17 protein-coding genes and 1 pseudogene are annotated in these 16,888 nt (G+C 35.3%); 11 read left to right on the top strand and 7 right to left on the bottom strand.

From position 1 onward, the window contains the following. Window positions 1-105: 105 nt before the first annotated feature. Together V7024_RS14535 and V7024_RS14540 are read right to left on the bottom strand one after the other, a co-directional pair. Window positions 106-495 carry a VOC family protein gene (locus V7024_RS14535; RefSeq protein ID WP_335521193.1) on the bottom strand — a complete coding sequence of 130 codons (390 nt, stop codon included), beginning with the start codon at window positions 493-495 and terminating at the stop codon, window positions 106-108. A gap of 784 nt (window positions 496-1,279) precedes the next feature. Next, window positions 1,280-1,453 (bottom strand): hypothetical protein, encoded by a 174-nt coding sequence (locus V7024_RS14540; RefSeq protein ID WP_335521195.1) that lies wholly within the window; start codon window positions 1,451-1,453, stop codon window positions 1,280-1,282. Between the two features lie 103 nt (window positions 1,454-1,556). Between V7024_RS14540 and V7024_RS14545 the strand changes: the two genes are divergently transcribed. Both V7024_RS14545 and V7024_RS14550 read left to right on the top strand, forming a co-directional pair. Next, window positions 1,557-2,168 carry a hypothetical protein gene (locus V7024_RS14545; protein ID WP_335521197.1) on the top strand — a complete coding sequence of 204 codons (612 nt, stop codon included), beginning with the start codon at window positions 1,557-1,559 and terminating at the stop codon, window positions 2,166-2,168. A 336-nt stretch (window positions 2,169-2,504) separates the two neighbouring features. Further along, window positions 2,505-3,020, top strand: a complete 516-nt coding sequence (locus tag V7024_RS14550; RefSeq protein WP_438824470.1) for a transposase — start codon at window positions 2,505-2,507, stop codon at window positions 3,018-3,020. A 19-nt stretch (window positions 3,021-3,039) separates the two neighbouring features. Here V7024_RS14550 and V7024_RS14555 read toward each other — a convergent pair whose 3' ends face one another. Both V7024_RS14555 and cdr read right to left on the bottom strand, forming a co-directional pair. Further along, window positions 3,040-3,303 carry a metal-sensitive transcriptional regulator gene (locus V7024_RS14555; RefSeq protein ID WP_035432943.1) on the bottom strand — a complete coding sequence of 88 codons (264 nt, stop codon included), beginning with the start codon at window positions 3,301-3,303 and terminating at the stop codon, window positions 3,040-3,042. Window positions 3,304-3,398: 95 nt separating this feature from the next. Then, on the bottom strand, window positions 3,399-5,066 hold the full coding sequence (cdr, locus tag V7024_RS14560) for a CoA-disulfide reductase (protein ID WP_335521199.1): 1,668 nt from the start codon (window positions 5,064-5,066) through the stop codon (window positions 3,399-3,401). 203 nt (window positions 5,067-5,269) lie between these two features. Between cdr and V7024_RS14565 the strand changes: the two genes are divergently transcribed. From V7024_RS14565 to V7024_RS14590, 6 genes are all read left to right on the top strand, one after another. After that, on the top strand, window positions 5,270-7,471 hold the full coding sequence (locus V7024_RS14565; protein ID WP_335521201.1) for an MMPL family transporter: 2,202 nt from the start codon (window positions 5,270-5,272) through the stop codon (window positions 7,469-7,471). A gap of 190 nt (window positions 7,472-7,661) precedes the next feature. Continuing rightward, a complete protein-coding gene (locus V7024_RS14570; RefSeq protein ID WP_335521202.1) occupies window positions 7,662-8,726 on the top strand; it encodes an ABC transporter permease in 1,065 nt (354 codons plus the stop codon). Next, window positions 8,726-9,439: an ABC transporter ATP-binding protein gene (locus V7024_RS14575; RefSeq protein ID WP_335521203.1), complete on the top strand. Its 714-nt coding sequence runs from the start codon at window positions 8,726-8,728 to the stop codon at window positions 9,437-9,439. The genes V7024_RS14570 and V7024_RS14575 overlap by 1 nt, the downstream gene beginning before the upstream one ends. A 223-nt stretch (window positions 9,440-9,662) precedes the next feature. Continuing rightward, a complete protein-coding gene (locus V7024_RS14580) occupies window positions 9,663-10,034 on the top strand; it encodes an HsmA family protein (RefSeq protein WP_335521204.1) in 372 nt (123 codons plus the stop codon). A gap of 57 nt (window positions 10,035-10,091) precedes the next feature. Further along, entirely contained in the window at window positions 10,092-10,490 is a 399-nt protein-coding gene (locus tag V7024_RS14585; RefSeq protein WP_335521206.1) for a DUF2871 domain-containing protein, read from the top strand. Between the two features lie 13 nt (window positions 10,491-10,503). Beyond that, window positions 10,504-10,986 (top strand): CcdC family protein, encoded by a 483-nt coding sequence (locus V7024_RS14590; protein WP_335521208.1) that lies wholly within the window; start codon window positions 10,504-10,506, stop codon window positions 10,984-10,986. Window positions 10,987-11,143: 157 nt separating this feature from the next. Here the strand turns inward: V7024_RS14590 and V7024_RS14595 are convergent, their stop codons facing one another. Then, window positions 11,144-11,656, bottom strand: a complete 513-nt coding sequence (locus tag V7024_RS14595; RefSeq protein WP_335521210.1) for an ABC transporter permease subunit — start codon at window positions 11,654-11,656, stop codon at window positions 11,144-11,146. Continuing rightward, window positions 11,608-12,363 (bottom strand): ABC transporter permease subunit, encoded by a 756-nt coding sequence (locus V7024_RS14600; protein WP_335521212.1) that lies wholly within the window; start codon window positions 12,361-12,363, stop codon window positions 11,608-11,610. Before V7024_RS14600 ends, V7024_RS14595 begins: the two co-directional genes overlap by 49 nt. Window positions 12,364-13,389: 1,026 nt before the next feature. Here V7024_RS14600 and sdaAB point away from each other — a divergent pair. The 3 genes from sdaAB to V7024_RS14615 all read left to right on the top strand — a co-directional run bounded on the left by sdaAB (window position 13,390) and on the right by V7024_RS14615 (window position 16,637). After that, a complete protein-coding gene (sdaAB, locus tag V7024_RS14605) occupies window positions 13,390-14,088 on the top strand; it encodes an L-serine ammonia-lyase, iron-sulfur-dependent subunit beta (protein ID WP_335521213.1) in 699 nt (232 codons plus the stop codon). Between the two features lie 22 nt (window positions 14,089-14,110). After that, on the top strand, window positions 14,111-15,001 hold the full coding sequence (gene sdaAA, locus V7024_RS14610) for an L-serine ammonia-lyase, iron-sulfur-dependent, subunit alpha (protein ID WP_335521214.1): 891 nt from the start codon (window positions 14,111-14,113) through the stop codon (window positions 14,999-15,001). Between the two features lie 316 nt (window positions 15,002-15,317). Then, on the top strand, window positions 15,318-16,637 hold the full coding sequence (locus V7024_RS14615; protein ID WP_335521215.1) for an amino acid permease: 1,320 nt from the start codon (window positions 15,318-15,320) through the stop codon (window positions 16,635-16,637). A gap of 34 nt (window positions 16,638-16,671) precedes the next feature. Here the strand turns inward: V7024_RS14615 and V7024_RS14620 are convergent. Continuing rightward, window positions 16,672-16,888: pseudogene (locus tag V7024_RS14620) on the bottom strand (hypothetical protein); the annotation flags it as partial.

The raw sequence follows: 16,888 nt of genomic DNA on the forward strand, positions 1-16,888 counted from the left end.
CCCATAAGTCGGTGAAACCGACTTATGGGACAGCCCCGAAAAACAGAGTAAGTTTGTTACATTTTCTTATTTTTCACCAGAAATAATACTTTATAAAAGATTATTTTATCCATCTGTATTCATGAGTACAATTCTCCAACCATCAGGATCTTCTATAGTAGTTCCCTTCTCTATCCAATACGGATTTTCAGGTTCAACTTCATAGTAGTTCATTTTATTTAATCGATTCGTTATTTTTTCAATTTCATCTTTATTAGGCATATAAAAGACCAATAAATTATCTTTTGTTGGTGCAGGACAGGGGCTTCCATTCACATGCCTTGTGAACTCAAGATGGTACTCTTCATCAGGCAATCCAAACATGACCCCGTCGTAACCTTCATGGTTTTGAAACTCCCCTATGCGTTTTAAACCTAATCCTGTTTCATAAAAATTTATAACTTCTTCAAATTTATCTGTTGGTCTTGCAAATCTAAACTGAACCCAATTCTTCATGCAATTCCCTCCTTTTAAATTTTAAAAGCCTTTACAATATTTATTATAAGTTAGAGATATAAGGTTTAAAATCCCCCATTTGGGGGAGAGCTACTTAAGATGAAAGGCGTATAAATTAATAAATAGTAGGACTTTGGTATAAATTTTATTGAAGCTTGATTACATGAATATGGACCTAAGGGAGGTGTTGATTTTTATAGCGTTACAACGTTTCAGATATTATGTTGTAAATTAAATTTCGATAATCCCACGATATTTGTAGCAAAATATGAAAAAAATTTTTGCTACATTAGAAACGTTATTGGTATAGTCTTAACGTGTAACAAACATCATTTTATTTGTCGAATTTTGCTTATCGTGGGTTTTATGTCATTTGGTTGGCGGGACCCCTATATATAAGAGTGAGAAGAGCAAAATGAAAAAAGTCAGTAATATCAAGGATTTATAAGGGGTAGGGTGTGGGGAAATTCCCGCACCTAAAAAATGGAAAAACAATAAAAAAAGATGTCAATAACAAATGACATCTAAAATAAATAAATCGGTAAGTTATGTTTTTTCTTATCTTCAGCTTTCCCTATAATTCGCAAAAAATCCTCCTATCGAAATTCCCAAAAATCTAAGGAGGATTAGGGAAATTTGGAGAAAGCTGACGAAGATAACAAACTTTGTTAACCACACAGAAAGCTTTCTATGTGTTTTTTTATCGTGTGAACAGAAAAACACGGGAATTGAAACAATCCTCTCAAAATGCTTGTATAAGCGTTTAAAAAGCAAATTTATTAATTTAAACTTCTTTATTACTTTTAGAAATGATATATAAGATTAATATAAAAATAAGTAATGAAATACTAACTACACCAGTTATTCTTTCATTGCTTACTGTATAATTTACAATCGTAATAATAAACAAACAAAAAGCACCTATTAATGCTAACTGTTCTTTTATAAATTTAAGCATAAAAACGCCTCCCTTATATATTAACCCTTTTAATATACCATTTATTTTACATTTATGGTAATATAATGATGTAAGCGCAAAAAATGTAAAAGGGGTTATGTAAATGTTTAAGAAAAAATTTTTGCCTGTATTAGTTGGTACTTTCTTATTTAGCTCTGTAGTTCCTAGTATTTCTTTTGCGGCTGAAACAAACAATGCAAAAAATGCAAAAGTAGAAAAACAACAAGCAATGGATAACGAAATGTTTAATCAGTCCGAAACTATTTTAAAAGCAATTGAAAATATCCCTAATAGTGTAGTAGAACAAGGTCCACAAAAAACTGCAAAATGGTTACAAGATAAAACAGGATATTATGTATCAGTTGATGATAAAGAAAATTTAGTTTTTACTGAAGTTTCTCCTACTAAATCTACAAATAAATACTCATTTAATACTTCAGCTTGTATCGGAGCTGTTGGAATAGCACTTGTTAGTAATGGAATTCCATTTACTAAAATATTAAAAGTTAAATCAGCACTTAAAGCACTTGGAGGAACTGCAAATGCAGTTTCTAAAGTCAAAAAAGCATATGATTCATATCGTTATAATGGATTTTCTAGAAATGATTCGCTAAAAAAAGCTTTAAATAGTGTATCAGGTGGACTAGCTTCAGACGTTAAGGGTGCACTTTTAGACTTTTTTAATCTAACTAACGTTGTTGCAAACTGTTCCTAAGTAATGAAAAATAAAAAAGAGTGCCAGTATACTAGTTAATACTACACTCTTTTTTATTTTCCCTTGTTTTTGGGTGTGAGTGCGAAGGCTGGGGTGAAGCGAAGCGAGGGGCTAGCCCCTTTAGTGTCATAAAAACATTAAGTAAGAGTTTATTTATGAACAGTAGATCTGAGCGGTTCGGCTCGTATACTTGCTAGTCCAAGTCGAAAACCATTGCTTTGTTTTTTGTCTGTCGGCTTGGCGAGAAAGACACACGAGCCGAAAAAAGTGCCGTAAGGACAACAGACGCCTGATTTTCGTACAATCAATCGTTTTCGTTCCGAACGAATGAAGGATATGATTAAACCACTTTTCACAGAATTAATTCAACTATTATTGAAACAAAACTACATATCTATGGAAAATTACTTTTTGGATGGTATAAAAATTGAAGCGAATGCCAATAAGTATTCTTTTGTATGGAAAAAAGCGACAGATAAGTATGAAGAAAAACTTCAGGACAAAATCAAACTCACATTTCAACAAATTGAAGAAGCGATTGAACTTGATGAACAATTACTAATGAATCCAGAAGAATCAGTAAAAAAAATCACATCTGTACAACTAGCCGAAGTGGTGAAGCAAGTAGAGAAACAGGTAGAAAGCGTGTTCGGTCACATCAAGGGCAATCGGTCGTTCCGTCGATTCTCATTAAGAGGATTGGCGAAAGTAACAATCGAGTTTGGGCTAGTCGCCATAGCCCACAACTTCCTCAAACAAGCGGAAAAGAACCGCTCATTTGAGGAAGAAAACCTAAAAAACCGCAAAACCCACGAAGAAAATTTATTTTCTCCGTGGGTTTTAGTCATTTAAAGGGGCTTTTGGGACAGCCTCATCTGCTTTTTACAAGTAATTGTACAGCCTCTTTAATAACATCTTCATTCGACGTATCGCCTTTTTCAAATTGCTCGCGAAGGCATTTTTCTAAGTTCGTTCCGACAATTAATCCAATCGTACGATCCATCGCTGAGCGCGATGCCGTCAATTGTGTGATTACTTCTTTGCAATCTTTTCCCTCTTCCATCATGCGCAGGACACCGCGAATTTGTCCTTCAATTCGCTTCAAACGATTTTTCATATCTTGACCGTATTCCAATGGATGAACCCCTCCATACTTTCACTTATTTTATGTTAAAGATTATACCCTGCTTGGTATTTTGTAAACCTCTTTTTAATTTTTGGAATCACGTCCTATTCATGCGCAACGCGGTTTGGTAACACTGTCGCATATAGTTTAAACCCACCGTCGACATTTTTTACTTCATACCCGTTTTCTTTTAAAATACGTGCCGCTACATACCCTCTCATTCCAAGTTGGCATGTAATATAGATTTCTTGATTTGTTGGCAGTTCATGTAATCGTTCACGCAACTCATCTAATGGAATATTCACAGATCCTTTTATAATACCTTGTTTTAATTCATTCGGTTCCCGGACATCAATTAAATACCCGCCTTTTTCAACGATCTCATCAATTTCGTGCCACTGCACTGTATCAACAAGTCCTTCAATTATATTGCTTGCAGCGTACCCCACCATGTTTACAGGGTCTTTCGCAGAAGAATACGGCGGAGCGTAAGATAATTCTAAATCAGGTAAATCCATCACTTTCAATTTCGCTTTCATTGCAGTTGCAATCACATCGATACGTTTGTCTACCCCGTCACGTCCTACAGCTTGCGCTCCGTAAATTTCTCCTGTTTCTTTATTAAAAATAAGCTTTAATAAAATTGGATACGCATTTGGGTAATACCCTGCATGGGAGTTTGCTTGGACGTGAACTACTTCATACGGTATTTCTAAACGTTGTAATACTTTTTCATTCACGCCTGTTGAAGCGGCTGTTAATTCAAATACTTTTGCGATAGATGTCCCCATTGTTCCTTTATATATCGAATCTGCGTGACCATGAATAATATCCGCTAATAGACGACCTTGACGATTTGCCGGCCATGCAAGTGGAATCATCGTTTCTGTTTCCGTAACAAAATCTTTTACTTCAATCGCATCTCCAATCGCATAAATAGATGGATCAGAAGTTTGCAGCGTTTCATTTACTTTAATCGTATTTCGAACTCCTAGTTCCAATCCTGCCTCTTTTACCAGGCTGCTTTCAGGTTGTACACCGATAGAAAGAATGATCATATCTGTATGAATTTTTGTACCGCTTTTCAGACGAATAACCGTTCCTTCTTCTTCAAAAGCCTCTACCCCATCTTCTAAAATGAGCTGAACGCCATGTTTTGTCATATGCTCATGCACGTATGCTGCCATTTCATAATCAATCGGCGGCATGACTTGATTGCTCATTTCCACAAGTGTTACATCAAGGCCTCTTTCTCTCAGGTTTTCAGCCATTTCAACGCCGATAAAGCCTCCGCCAATTACAGTCGCATGACGCGGTTTATTTTCATCGATATATCCTTTTATACGATCTGTATCCGGTACATTTCGTAATGTAAACAACGCTTTCGCCGCTTCAATTCCTGGAATTGGTGGAACCATCGGCTTAGAACCTGTTGAAAGAATTAAAACATCATAAGATTCTTCGTAAGTTTCATTGGTAACTACATTTTTCACCACGATTGTTTTTTCTTCTTTATTAATTTTTATTACTTCACTTACAATGCGAATATCTAAGTTAAAGCGCTTGGACATTTTCTCTACTGTTTGCACTAACAACTTTTGTCTTTCTTGAATAACTCCGCCAATATAATATGGCAGTCCGCAGTTTGCAAACGAAATATACTCTCCGCGCTCAAACATAATAATCTCATCATCTTCACTTAAACGACGCAAGCGTGCTGCAACTGATGCTCCGCCAGCAACTCCGCCAACTACAACAATTTTTCTACTCATTCTTTTTCTCCTCCTCACTTATACCCGTATAGGTATATAATAAGCATAAAAAAACGATAACGCAACATTTCAAACTCCACCTCTTTATTTGTTCATAAAATCGAAACGGATAAATAATCTTAATTTTTGTAACATTCTGTTCATATCCCGTTCATATTCTTATTTTAAAATCTTCCTGAACATAAGAAGAGGAGGTTATATATGTGATTCCTAAACTTGCTCGCTTCATAAGTAGTCCAAAGGGTGCCAAAATCGTTTTAATCACTTGGATTCTGGCTATTTTTGTTTTAAGTCTTATCGCACCAGGAGCCAAAAAGTACGCAACAAGCAGTGGTGAAGGAAGCATCCATGAAGATACCCCGTCTGCTGTTGCCCAGCAGATACTAGACGAACAATTTCCATCCAAAGATGGAACGGTCGCCCTACTTGTTTTTCATGGAAAATCCGCAATCACTGAGGCCGAACGTGCCAAGATCTCAGAAATTAGCAAATGGCTTTCCTCAGATGATAAACCGAAACACGTCGCAAGTTCCTTACCATTTCACCAACTCCCAAAAACCACACAAGATAAAATGTTCTCCAAAGATAACACAACTATTCTGTTAAATGTTGCCCTGACAAAAGATTTAGAATCAGATCAAATTTATGACACATTACAGCAAATTCGTAACCATGTAAAACAAATGGATATCGGAGATTTAAAGCTTGAGGTTACAGGTCCAGCTGGAATTGCAGCGGATACGATTACGCTGTTCAAAAATGCTGACTTCGTATTAATGTTTGCAACAATCGGATTAATTCTGATTATATTAATCATCATTTATCGCTCCCCTTTGCTTGCTGTCATTCCCTTAATTATTGCCGGTATCGTATATGCAGTAGTTGATCGCATTTTAGGATTGGCAGGTCAAAACGAATGGTTCGTTGTTGAGAAACAAGCTCTTTCCATTATGATGATTCTACTCTTTGCTGTTTTGACGGATTATTGTTTATTCATCTTAGCTCGTTATAAAGAAGAGTTAAAAAAGACGAGTTCGAAATACGATGCGATGCAAGCCGCGTTAACGCAAGTAATGGAACCGATTCTATTCAGCGGCGGAACAGTGCTGGTTGCAATGCTGACATTATTCTTTGCTGTTTTTAATGCATATCATAACTTTGCCCCAGTATTTTCAGTTGCTATGGTGTTCATTCTTCTTGGAGGCATCACACTTATTCCCGCTTTATTTGCACTCGTAGGCCGAAAAGCATTTTGGCCTTTCATTCCAAAAGTAGCCGAAAAAGAAGAGAAGCTGGGCGGCTTCTGGACAAATGTAGGAACTTTTGTAAAGAAAAAACCGTCCATCACAGCAAGTATATTGCTCATTATGCTCATTCTTGCTTCGCTGAACGTTGGATCTATGAAATATTCGTTTAATTTAATGAAGTCATTTCCAAATGACATTTCATCGCGGCAAGGGTTTGAGATTTTAGAGGAAAACTTTCCACCAGGACAATTAGCACCTGTCACTGTCATTTTGAAATCAGACAAAGAAATTGTCTTAGACCAACCCTTTCTTGATAAATTAGCTTCATTATCAAATGCAATGAAAAAACAAGATGGGATAAACACCGTCACACCGGAAATCACTTCCGCATTAGCGAATGCGAACTTACCAAAAAACTTCTTATCCGAAGAAAAACATGCCATCAAACTGCAATTAACTTTACAAGACAATCCTTACGACCAAGCAGCTTTAAATACAATCAAAACACTCCGAGAAAACAGTAACAGTTTATTAGCAAAGAGCGGCTTTGATTCCCAGCAATATTCCTTGCATTATAGCGGGCAAACCTCGCAGCAATTAGATGTACAATCTTTAAACGAAATAGATACGATTGTGACGTTCTCACTCATTTCCATTTTTATTCTCATTATGCTGGCATACCAATCACGATCAATCATTATCGCGTTCACAATGATGATAACCATGTTACTTTCGTATTCAGCAACGCTAGGACTAGGTTGGATGATCTTTCATTATATTTTAGGCTACGACTCAATTAGCTATCGTCTACCTGTCTACACCTTTGTGTTTCTCATTGCATTAGGGGTCGACTATAATATTATGCTCGTATCCCGAATCAAAGAAGAGGCGCAAAAATATGAATGGAAAGAAGCTGTAGCACGCGGGATTGCTTTAACTGGGGGCGTCATTTCATCAGCTGGTATTATACTCGCAGCTACATTCGGCGTACTCATTACCCAACCACTTCAAGAACTCTTTCTATTCGGTTTAACAATGACAATGGGAATTTTAATTGATACGTTCCTTGTTCGTGGTATGCTGCTCCCTTCGATTTTGATTTTTTTCAAACCGCGGCGTTCCAAGCATATCTCTTCACTTCCAACAGATTTAAAATAATTGTTCACAATGAAAAGTGTGCGACCTGGCACACTTTTCGTTTTCTTTCCAATTGTAATAACGTGTTCATCTGCTGTTCATAAATATTGCTTAATCTGCAAACTCGTCTTTTGTAACTTTCTGTTCATATTCCGTTCATATTTCCTCTTTATGATAAGAGCATAGAACGAAACAAGGAGGAACGAATCTTATGTTTTTGGCACTTAAAGAATTAAAACAATCGAAATTACGTTACGGATTAATCGGTACAATCATGATGTTATTATCATTTCTTGTACTTATCATATCAGGTCTAGCAAATGGATTATCTCATGCTAATGCCTCTTCTTTTATCGAAATGAAAGCAGAAAAATTTATTTTATCAGATGATGCAGATGGTAAATTGTTACGCTCTCAAATTAAGAAAGAAGATGTAGATAAAGTATTGGCACAGGTTGATGCAAAAGATGCAGTTCCAATGCATATTAAAGTATCAACTTTTGAAAAAGAAGGAAGTTCCAATAAAGTTGATGTTGCTGTTTTCTCAAGTAAACAAGATTCATTCATTGCTCCAAAAGTGATTGAAGGAAAAAGCGGTACGTTAGAAAACAATGAAATCGTTGCTGATGAATCTATTAAGGAAAAAGGAATCAAGCTTGGAGATGAGCTAGTAGATCCTATTTCTAAAAAGACTTTCAAAGTTGTCGGATTCTCGCAAAATCAAATGTTTAGTCATTCACCTGTTGTTCACATGAATGAAAATGGATGGGACGCTATTGCACTGCCACATCAAAAAGATTACAGTGTAATCGCTCTAAATACTGATAAAAAAATCGATAATGCAAAAGTTGTTGATAAAAAAGAAGTATTACAAAGTATTCCAGGTTATAAAGAAGAACAAGGAACATTAACGATGATTATTGCGTTCTTACTTGTCATTTCAGCATTGTTAATTGGCGTTTTCTTCTATGTCATTACATTACAAAAAACACATCAATTAGGTGTATTAAAAGCAATCGGAACGAAAAACTCATATTTAGCAAATACATTAGTTGTACAATCTATAGTTTTAACTGGCGTTGCTCTTATTATCGGCATTGGCTTAATCTTTGCTGTAGAAGCTGTTCTACCAGCTAGTATGCCGTTCTTATTAACAACAACAACAATCTTGCAATATACAGGTGCCTTTATCTTAATTAGTATACTAGGTACATTAATTTCTCTATATCAAGTATTAAAAGTAGATGCATTAGAAGCAATCGGAGGTGGCATGTAATGGTAACAGAAGTAAAATGGGATAACCCGGCGTCATTATTAAAGCTTGATCAAGTAAGCAAAGTATACGGCCAAGGAGAAACAGAAGTAACTGCCCTGCACCCAATTACATTAGATGTAAAAGAGGGCGAATTTATCGGTATCGTTGGTCCATCTGGCTCTGGGAAAAGTACATTGCTTTCCATTGCAGGTGCACTTCTCTCTCCTTCAAAAGGAAACATTTATATTTCTGATCAAAACATAACAAGCTTATCAGAAAAGGAAATGACTGATATTCGCTTACGAAAAATCGGATTTATATTCCAATTCGCAAACCTCGTACCTTTCTTAACGGTAAAAGAACAACTTCTGTATATCGCTAAGTTAAAGGGAGAAGATAAAAAAGAAGCAAGTAAATTTGCGGAACAATTACTGAAAACATTTGGATTAGGACATCGCATGAATCATCATCCAAATCAACTTTCAGGCGGTGAAAAACAACGTGTAGCAATCGCTCGTGCGTTTATGAATGATCCAGACTTAATTTTAGCGGACGAACCGACTGCTAGTCTTGATTCAAAACGTGCAAGAGAAGTCGTTGAATTAATGAAACAAGAAGTGAAGAAAAATAAAAAAGCAGCAATTATGATTACACACGATGAAAAAATGCTTGATGTATGCGATCGTATTTTAACACTTCGCGACGGAAAATTATTACGAGCAAACGAAGTGTAAATCACAGTAATCTAAAAAACTTTCTTATCCCTATTTACATAGGGAATAAGAAAGTTTTTTCTTTATTCACAAGTACCTCTTCATTTTTTGTTTACAACATAATACAATTTAAATATAATAATTACGCCAATTTTATATGTAATATTGCGTTCATATTCTATTCATAATTCTCATGTAACATTCTTTATATAAAGAACATGACTGTTAGAAAGGAATGATGAACGTGTTAGCATCTGCGATTACATGTATTACAGCTGCACTCATTTTTTATACAATTGGCGTATGGAGTGAAAAATTCCAAAAAACATTAAAACCTTGGCATGTCGTTATTTTCTGGCTCGGACTCGTATGTGATACACTCGGAACGACATTAATGGAAAGAATGGCAGAAGCAGGATCCCTGTTCAGTTTCCACGGAATCACAGGCTTAGCAGCAATTTTACTTATGTTATTCCATGCTGTTTGGGCAACAATTGTGTTAATCAAAAAAGATACAAAAATGATGACAACATTCCACAAACTAAGTATTATCGTCTGGTTCATTTGGCTAATCCCATATATTTCTGGCCTTATATACGGAATGACAAACCACTAATAATCGAAGCCTACTATCCAAAAATAAACATTGCTAATGCTACCTAGGAGGTATATGATGAAAAAGTTATATAATGCAGCATTCACTTATTTAATTATCGGTTTATTATCAGGCGTATTCGCGAGAGAATATTCAAAAGCGCAAGGAATTCAAGGTACTACATCGCTATACAAGTTGCACACACATGTGCTAGTTCTTGGATTTATATTCTTCTTGCTTGCCTTTGCTCTATCAAAATCATTTGCATTCCATGAGGCAAAAAGTTTTAACATGTGGTTCATCGTCTATAATTTAGGATTAGTTTTAACAGTTGGTTCAATGGCGACCCGCGGATTTCTTCAACTCAATGGAGCTGATTTTAAAGGATTAAGTCATATTGCAGGAATGTCTCATACGATCATTGGTATCGCTCTCGTTTGGTTTATGATTCTATTAAAAAAATCGTTCAAAGGATAAAAGGAGGTCAAACATGAACTTAGCTGTTCTATCGAGTATTGTTGCTCTTTGTATGGCTGTTGGAATGATGTTCCTTCGCTTAAAATCAGCAAAAAAACCTGTAACACTTAAAAAAATTATCCTCCCGCCATTTTTTATGAGTACGGGAGCATGCATGTACTTCTTACCAGAATTTCGCTTAACATCATCTGAAATTCTCGAAGCAGTTATCGTTGGGTTATTTTTCTCTATTTTTCTTATTAAAACATCAAAATTTGAAATACGCGGAACAGACATCTATTTAATACCTTCTAAAGCATTCATCTTTATTTTAGTCGGTTTACTAGCTGTCCGCCTCGGTATGAAAGAATATTTAAGTCAATCAATTGATTTAGGACAATTAAGCGGTATGTTCTTCTTACTTGCTTTTGCGATGATCGTCTCTTGGAGAATTGGCATGTACCGTTCATTTATAAGATTACAAAAAGAAATGAACTTTGCAACTAAGAGTGTTTAATCATATCAAAAAGCCCAATACAAAATATTGGGCTTTTTTTATGCTTAAAAACCTTTCTTTTTTTGAGTGGGGCGAGAGCAACTGGCCGTGCATAGGAGCGGTCAGGGCCTTTTTCTGCCACGTGCAAGGTTAAAACAAAGGGAGAAAGCAAGTGCAGTTAAAAATTAGAAGTCTGTTTTTCCTCCACTATCTCATGCTCTACTTCCTGTACTTTTGAAGCATTCAAACTTGATTTTTCAAATGCGTTTTGCAATCCCACTACCATTAAATTAGCCGCAACGACTGTTAAAGAGAAAAAAATAATTGGAACGAGCGCAATCCAAGGATGAATAGAAAGCATGTGAAACTTATCCCCAATTAACCCAGACCATTCAAATGATAACGTACGCGGAGGTTCTTTCGCAGGACTGTGATCAATAACTGTTCCACCAAAGAACATCTTCAATACTCCTAAATGTGCCAAAACGAGAAGAACTTTATTGAATTGCTGAACTAATAAGATGACTAACGTAGAACGAAGCTGCGGGAATATATGTTTACGTAAAATGTGAAACTTTGATCCGCCTAATACAGAGGCAGCTTCCACAAACTCTGTTGTAAATAGCTTTTTCACTTCATTTGCTACATAAAAAGACGCTGTCGGAAGCGCAAGAATAGTAAGAATAAACATTTCAAAAAGAGCACGTTGGAAAACATAAACCATACAATCGTCTTGGAATAATGAAACATCGAAAACAACACATTACGGAGCACATGATGGCGAAATATGTGATAGAAATTCAAACCTTTCGCACGAGCATAAGCAATATAATCTTTTTGCAGCTCTGCTTCTACTTGCAGCAAGAAAATACGGGTTAACATAATTGTTGGGGGAATACTTAAACAAACAACAGGCATCAAAATAGACTTCTCCTGCCATGTCGTGGCGATATTAAACACCATAATATCCGTTTTTTGAAATAACCAAAGCACCACAATTTGAAAACACATAATGATGAACAAATCAGGGATTGATTCTAATATAACTAACATAAACTTCATTCTCTTCACTTTTTCATAGAAAAAGCGAATAATCAGATATGTAAAACAAAAAGCACACAAAACCGAAATAACAAGTGCCAACATAAATAATCCTAAAGACTCCCAATAAAATTCAAGAATTTGTGGAAATATCGGCCGTAAACCTTTCCCATATGTCAAATGAGAAAAATCTAATAGCTTTTTACATAAGTCCCCAAGAGCTTTGAAATAATTATTTATATCAATTTCCATTCCTTTAAACAAACTCGGTAGTGAACTTAAACAAAGAATACCAGCTACAGCTAGAATGAGTTGAATGATCGCTGTTGATATTTTTTGGATTGTGATTGTTTTCATACTCCCCGATCCTCCTATAAATCTCTTAACCTTCCAAAAATTTCTATATAAATTCTTTCTATATTTTACTGAATATTCAACCAAATGTAAATACACAAAATTAAATATACCATTATTTTTTTGTAACAAAAATGAACGTTTATATTAGTATGAAGTTCTAAAAAATAACACACTCTATATCTTTTAGGTTCGTTGTAACGAAATACCGTATCAAAAATAATTCGTAACATTATTAATTAAAACCCTTTTTGTTACTGAAAAAACATGTATCTCGGCTGTACCCCTAAATCACTGTTCTTTTTCCATACTAATCACACACCTTTTGTAAAGTAATAATGTCAGTATGTCCACGATTTATAAAAAAGATGTTCCTTTTTTCTGAAAAATGTATATAAATGCATAATTAATAATGAATAACCAAAAAAGGATTTTATATTTCCTTAATTTATTCCTTTCCATCTACATTCATTATTTATTACAACAGCTTTCACGTCTAACATAAGATGTTTCAACAAAGGAAAATATAAGTATCTTTATAATGATTTCCCAATATAATCAATGTGTTAATCAAAGGAACTCTGTGTTATTTTTGCTTTTCTACTAACTAATACAGCTTCAAACAATGGACACAATTGCTACATGCCAAGTGTAATTTATTTTCTATTCAAGATTCTGTTTATTCAATCTTTCTAAAAATAAAAAAACATTAAATTCATAAATATAAAAGTTATAATCAAGGCGTCGAGAGATAATCTATTACCTCCAGAGAAAACATCAAACCTGGTTCTGGCGTAAAAATTTTAAAGACCTTCAAGTAAACTTCTAAAATTGGACATACTGATACGATTACTTTACAAAAGGTGTGTGATCAGAAGGAAAATTTATTCAACACGAAAATGAAAGCGTTATCAGACAGATCTTAAAATGTAATTGCAGAAAATAAAGGCTGGAACATATTTTGAATTGGTCATTCTAATAACTTAGATTCAACTGCAATTAAAAATAATAAATTATGGGGGTGCTTATATGAACAGAAATCTAGCATCTATTAAAGAAAAAAAGGTTGTTAAATACAAAAGTTGTTTTGATGTGATTGGGCCGGTAATGATAGGTCCTTCAAGTTCACATACTGCAGGTGCTTTAGCTATTGGAACAGTTGCCAACAAATTATTTCAAGGTCTTCCAAAAAAAGTCGTGGTAAGGTATTATGAATCATTCGCTGAAACCCATAAAGGACACGGAACTGATTTTGCAATTATTGCTGGGATATTAGGATTTGCTACCGATGACAGCAAAGTGCCAGATGCTATTAAAATAGCAGAATCTAAAGGCATTGACATTACCTTTATTGAAAAAGCAGGTGATAGTCCTGCTGGTCATCCAAATACGGCAGATGTATATTTAGAAGATGAAAATCGAAGTATTAGAACGGTGGGTATTTCGGTCGGTGGCGGATTAATTGAAGTCAAACATGTTGAAATTGACGGATTTAGCTTAGATCTGCAGGGGCCATTGCCAGTTATTATTGCAATTTCCGAAAGAGCTGACTTTGAATTTGTCTTACGCAGGATCTTTAAACAATATGATGTGGAAATTAACGACTTTCATAGTTTAGAAGAAAACGGAAAATATTTATATGCATTCGCTTTGGATTCGCTATTACCTGGTGATGCTCAGAAGGAACTTAGAAGTTTAAGCAGTATAGCTAATATCATTATTCTTTAGTTACATTAAGGGGTGAAAAAATATGTATATGTCTATAAAAGAAATTATAGATGCAGCTAATAAAAGGCAAAAGCCAATTTATGAATTAGCAATCGAACAGGAAATTGAACAAACTAAAACTTCTTATGAAGAAGTTTGGAGTAAAATGGAAAAGAATTTAGCGACTATGGAAAGTTCCGCAAACAAAGGTATCGAGGGCGACGGGGTATTTTCTCCGACCGGTTTAACCGGAGGTGATGCTGTTAAAATAAAAAAATATCGAGAAAATGGAAGAACTCTTTCTGGAGATTTGATGGTGTTAGGGATTCAAAATGCTATCGGTGTTAATGAAGTAAATGCTTCATTAGGGGCTATTTGTGCAACTCCAACAGCAGGTGCGAGCGGGACGATCCCGGGAGTCCTATTTAGTATAAAAGATACGTTGCAGTTAAGTCATGAAGATATGATCCATTTTCTATTCACTTCAGCGTTATTTGGAACGATTGTCGCAAATAACGCTTGTATTTCCGGAGCGTACGGAGGATGTCAAGCTGAAATAGGCAGTGCCTCAGCAATGGCGGCTGCAGCGGCGGTAGAAGCTGCCAGAGGAACAGCGCAGCAATCTTCTGAAGCTTTCTCAACCGCATTACAAAATTTACTCGGTTTAGTTTGTGATCCGGTCGCTGGTTTGGTAGAAATTCCTTGTGTAAAGAGAAACGCCATTGGAACGGCAAATGCTTTAGCAGCAGCGGACATCGCATTAGCCGGCGTAAACAATATCATCAATGCTGATGAAGTTATTGAAGCGATGTATAGAGTTGGAAGACAGATGCCTCGCGAATTAAGAGAGACAGGTTTAGGCGGAATTGCGGCCACACCTACAGGGATTGCCATTAAAAATAAAATTTTTGGAGAGAAACAACCAAAGCAATAAACAGTTATTGGAAATATTGTGAAATAGTTAACAATTCTATTCTCTATTGTTCTCCTAAGGATGTCTGTATATGGATAGCAATTCTCACTAAAATATATTACTATACAATTAAAATATACTACTATATAATTAAAATGTTTTGTAAACGCTAACAAATTCATCAGGTTGATTACTAGCGAATTTTTCGATTTTGATCAACTTAGAAGAAGGACACACGATGCGATGCATCTTGTAAGCAATTCATTTTTCAAGAATGGTCTATATTCCTAAGCTTTAAAAAGAGACGTAAGAATAAGATACAAGGAGGAATTATTATATGAATGGGAATACTGCAAAAACAATAGAATTTCAAGCTGAAAATACTGCAGTAAAAAATGAGAAATATCCAGACCCTAAAAAGTGGCATAAACAGGATACTACCTGGGCATTGAGCCTTTTTGGAACAGCAATTGGAGCAGGAGTACTCTTTTTACCTATTAATGCAGGTTCAGGTGGTTTATTATCATTACTGTTAATTACCATACTTGCATATCCTGTTATGTATTACTCACATAGGGCGCTTGCTAAAATGATATACGCTTCCAATTCTGCTGATGAGGGAATTACAGGTACAATAAGAGAGTATTTCGGAAATAAGGCAAGTAGCATTTTTAACATAGTATATTTCGTCTCAATTTATACGATCGTGCTGATGTATTCGGTTGCACTTACAAATACTGCAAGTAGTTTTATCGTGCATCAATTGCACATGCCGGAGCCTCCAAGGGCCATTTTATCGCTTGTATTAGTACTCGGTCTTATAGCTATACTAAATTTTGGTCAAGATATCACTGTAAAGATAATGAGCATGCTAGTATATCCTTTCATAGCTTCTCTACTTTTTATCGCAATATCTTTGATTCCACAGTGGAATACGTCAATGCTTAGTTTTTCAAGTGTTTCTACTGCTTCAACAGGAACAGGATATTTGGGAACGATATTGATGATACTACCAATCATAGTATTCTCGTTTAATCATTCTCCTATGATTTCGTCATTTGTTATGAAACAGAGAGCTACCTATGGAATAGAAGCTACTGATGCCAAATGTGCTCAAATACAAAAAGTTTGTTATATCATGACATTCGCTGTTGTTATGTTCTTTGTTTGGAGCAGTACCTTGAGTTTGACTCCAAATGATCTTATGATGGCAAAAAAAGAGAACTTGTCAATCCTATCATATCTTGCTAATGAGCTTAATTCGCCTATAATCACTATTGCAGCTCCTATCATTGCTTTTATGGCCATAACAAAGTCCTTCCTTGGCCATTATCTAGGAGCATATGAGGTAATGCGTGACATGATTATCAAGTCCAGTAAAACACGCGGAAAAGATATAGGAGAAAAAACAGTTAAGACAATGATCCTTACTTTTGTCGTATTAACATGCTGGTATGTTGCTTATGCAAATCCAAGTATTCTTGGACTCATTGATGCCCTTAGCGGTCCGTTAGTTGCTGCTATCTTATGTCTATTACCAATGTATGCGATCCATAAAGTACCAGTACTAGCTAAATACAAAGGGAAAATGAGCAATGTATTTGTCATTATTATAGGTATACTTACTGTCCTAGCAAGTATTAGATCATTATTCTAATTCACTATTGAAAGATTCCTAGCAGAATTGAATTTTATGTTGTTAAACCAAAGAGATCATGGATAAGATATATCTGTTTTTGGACAGACTTCTCACCTTGGGGAGTTTGTCCTTTTTTAATCCTATGCATAACTTCTATTCCAGCAATCACTTTTTTAGCTATTTGCAATGATTTTAATCCAAGCATATTGGAGTACTGCCCCACATCCATCAACTTAAGAAACGGATACTTCCCAAAACGAAAAAAATGA

Source organism: Bacillus sp. JJ864, assembly GCF_036963045.1.
Classification (GTDB): Bacteria; Bacillota; Bacilli; order Bacillales; family Bacillaceae_G; genus Bacillus_A; species Bacillus_A pseudomycoides_C.

Coding starts and splice junctions, on each gene's coding strand:
- V7024_RS14600 (WP_335521212.1), bottom strand. CDS start 12,363: ATGAAAACAATCACAATCCAAAAAATATCAACAGCGATCATTCAACTC.
- V7024_RS14550 (WP_438824470.1), top strand. CDS start 2,505: ATGATTAAACCACTTTTCACAGAATTAATTCAACTATTATTGAAACAA.
- V7024_RS14595 (WP_335521210.1), bottom strand. CDS start 11,656: ATGTTTATTCTTACTATTCTTGCGCTTCCGACAGCGTCTTTTTATGTA.
- sdaAA (WP_335521214.1), top strand. CDS start 14,111: ATGTATATGTCTATAAAAGAAATTATAGATGCAGCTAATAAAAGGCAA.
- V7024_RS14545 (WP_335521197.1), top strand. CDS start 1,557: ATGTTTAAGAAAAAATTTTTGCCTGTATTAGTTGGTACTTTCTTATTT.
- cdr (WP_335521199.1), bottom strand. CDS start 5,066: ATGAGTAGAAAAATTGTTGTAGTTGGCGGAGTTGCTGGCGGAGCATCA.
- V7024_RS14535 (WP_335521193.1), bottom strand. CDS start 495: ATGAAGAATTGGGTTCAGTTTAGATTTGCAAGACCAACAGATAAATTT.
- V7024_RS14570 (WP_335521202.1), top strand. CDS start 7,662: ATGTTTTTGGCACTTAAAGAATTAAAACAATCGAAATTACGTTACGGA.
- V7024_RS14585 (WP_335521206.1), top strand. CDS start 10,092: ATGAAAAAGTTATATAATGCAGCATTCACTTATTTAATTATCGGTTTA.
- V7024_RS14615 (WP_335521215.1), top strand. CDS start 15,318: ATGAATGGGAATACTGCAAAAACAATAGAATTTCAAGCTGAAAATACT.
- V7024_RS14590 (WP_335521208.1), top strand. CDS start 10,504: ATGAACTTAGCTGTTCTATCGAGTATTGTTGCTCTTTGTATGGCTGTT.
- V7024_RS14540 (WP_335521195.1), bottom strand. CDS start 1,453: ATGCTTAAATTTATAAAAGAACAGTTAGCATTAATAGGTGCTTTTTGT.
- V7024_RS14575 (WP_335521203.1), top strand. CDS start 8,726: ATGGTAACAGAAGTAAAATGGGATAACCCGGCGTCATTATTAAAGCTT.
- sdaAB (WP_335521213.1), top strand. CDS start 13,390: ATGAACAGAAATCTAGCATCTATTAAAGAAAAAAAGGTTGTTAAATAC.